This is a genomic window from Stutzerimonas stutzeri, assembly GCF_000935215.1.
Classification (GTDB): domain Bacteria; phylum Pseudomonadota; class Gammaproteobacteria; order Pseudomonadales; family Pseudomonadaceae; genus Stutzerimonas.
In genome coordinates, this window is record NZ_JXXD01000219.1 from 1 (window position 1) to 2,263 (window position 2,263).

Genomic DNA, 2,263 nt, shown 5'->3' on the forward strand with positions numbered 1-2,263 from the left:
CTTCGAGAAACCGCTCTGAAGTGTGCCGGCGGGCGTTGCGCCCGCCGTTTGCTTAGAGACTAAGACCGCGCTGGTACTCGACGACGAAGCTGTCGAAATCCAGCTCGTCCGTCGCTTCCATCTCCGCCTGGCGCTCCAGCGACTGATGCGCGGCGGACTCGAGCTGATCCAGCTCGCTTGCACTCGGTGCCTGGCTGCGGAAGTAGTCGGCGTGGGCCAGGGTCTGGCGCATGGCGAACTGGCTGAAGCTCTCACCGCTGCGGCGCAGCTCGTCAAGTACGCGGGCGGACGGCGTCAGGCTGCTGTCGGCGACCTTGGCGCGCTGCTCGGCGAGCGCCTCGGCGTGCCGGGAGTCAGCATGGCTGCGGTCGAGGAGGGCGGCAACCTGGCCGATCTCGTCGAGCAACTGGTTGGCCCAGTCACTGAGCATGACGTTCTCGCCACAACGCTGCAGCTCGAGTCCCGGACGCCGGCCTTCCTTGACCACCCTGAGGAAGTTGTCGGTGGCCGCGCTGCATTCGCCGTCGGCCAGGCAGGGGCTGTCGTCCAGCGCACAGAACAGCAGGAAGGCGTCGAGGAAGCGCGCTTCGTTGAGGTCGATGCCCAGCGGCAGGAAGGGGTTGATGTCCAGGCAGCGCACTTCGATGTACTGGATGCCGCGCGCACGCAGCGCCTGCAACGGTCGTTCGCCGGTGGCGGTGACGCGTTTCGGGCGAATGTTCGAGTAGTACTCGTTTTCGATCTGCAGCACGTTGGTGTTGAGCTGCTGCCAGTTGCCGGCGGCATCCTTGATGCCCATCGCCTCATAGGGGGCATACGGCGTGGAGACGGCGCGGAAAAGGCTCTCGGTGTAGCTCGCCAGGTCGTCGTAGCAAGGCGTCAACCCTGCCTGGGCATTGTTCTGGTAGCCCAGGTCGCTCATGCGCAGGCTGGTGGCGTACGGCAGGTACAGGGTGTCAGCGTCGAGCGTCTCGAGCTGATGCTGACGTCCGCGCAGGAAGCCGGCGTCCAGCGCCGGTGAGGCACCGAACAGGTACATCAGCAGCCAGCTGTAGCGACGGAAGTTGCGGATCACGCCGATGTAGCGCGTCGAGCGGTAGTCCTGGGCCGAGCGGGTATCGCCATCATCGGCCTGCAGTACCGGCCACAGCGCCTCGGGCAGCGAGAAGTTGTAGTGGATGCCGGCAATGCACTGCATGGTCTTGCCGTAGCGCAGGGCCAGGCCCTGGCGATAGACGTGCTTGAGCCGCCCGATGTTGGAACTGCCGTACTCGGCGATGGGGATGTCCGCCTCGCTCGGCAGCGGACAGGGCATCGACGGGCTCCAGAGGTATTCGTCGCCCAGCTTGGCGCAGGTGAAGCGATGGATTGCTTCGAGTTCGGCCAGGGTGTTTTGGGGGTCCTGGTCGGTGCCAGTGATGAATTCCAGTAGCGCCTCGGAATAATCCGTGGTGATCTGCGGGTGGGTCAGCGCCGAGCCCAGTGCGGCGGGGTGCGGGGTCATCGCCAGCTGACCGCGAGCGTCGACGCGCAGGCATTCGCGTTCGATCCCGTGCAGGCATTGACTGAGCAGCGGCAGGTGGGACGGCTCGGCCAGCAATGCCAGGCGGTGGGTGAGAAGAGCGCTCAACTTGTGGATTCCTTCACGCGACAGTCGGCCCAATATGGGGATGGAAACGCCGCTTCACAAGAGGCGGCGTTGCTTCGACCGCTGCCGATGCATGCCGACTCCGCTAGCGGCCAGTGGCACAGGCCACTAGAGGCAGGCGAAGGTCGCCTGGGCCTTGGCGATCAGCTTGTCGCCCTGATGCACCTCGGCTTCGAGCACCTGAGTCCGCCGGCCGCCATGCACCACCCAGGCACGACAGCGCAGTTCGCCATCGGTCACCGGGCGGATGTAGTTGACCTTGCATTCGAGCGTGACGCTGTTCGGCGAGCCATCGCCCAGGCTGTGGCTGGCCTGGCCCATGGCGGTGTCGATCAGCGAGAACAGCGCGCCGCCGTGCAGCTTGCCGTGCAGGTTGCGCAGGCCGTCGTGCATGCTCAGGCCGAGCACCGCCTCGCCGTTGCCGACCTGGTGAATCTCCAGGCCGAGCAGGCGGCCGAAGGCGCTGGAGCTGCCCACCGCCTCGACTTGAATGCTCATGCCTACTTCCTCAGCTGCTTGGCGTTGGCGAACAGCGCGGCCATGGCGGCATTGGCCGGTGCCGGCTTTTCTTCCTTGGCATGGCGCTCGCTGCGCGGCGCGTTGCCGCGTGGCTTG

General features: G+C 65.9%; 2 protein-coding genes. Both read right to left on the reverse strand.

Annotated elements, in window-relative coordinates; genetic code table 11:
* Positions 1 to 52 precede the first annotated feature (52 nt).
* Entirely contained in the window at positions 53 to 1,630 is a 1,578-nt protein-coding gene (gene gshA, locus LO50_RS19265) for a glutamate--cysteine ligase (RefSeq protein WP_044316039.1), read from the reverse strand.
* Between the two features lie 126 nt (positions 1,631 to 1,756).
* Complete coding sequence (locus tag LO50_RS19270) at positions 1,757 to 2,146, reverse strand: PaaI family thioesterase (protein WP_013981434.1); 390 nt, start codon at positions 2,144 to 2,146, stop codon at positions 1,757 to 1,759.
* Positions 2,147 to 2,263: the final 117 nt, after the last annotated feature.

Excerpts from the sequence above, each read along its gene's own strand:
- LO50_RS19270 (WP_013981434.1), bottom strand. The coding sequence starts at position 2,146 with ATGAGCATTCAAGTCGAGGCGGTGGGCAGCTCCAGCGCCTTCGGCCGC.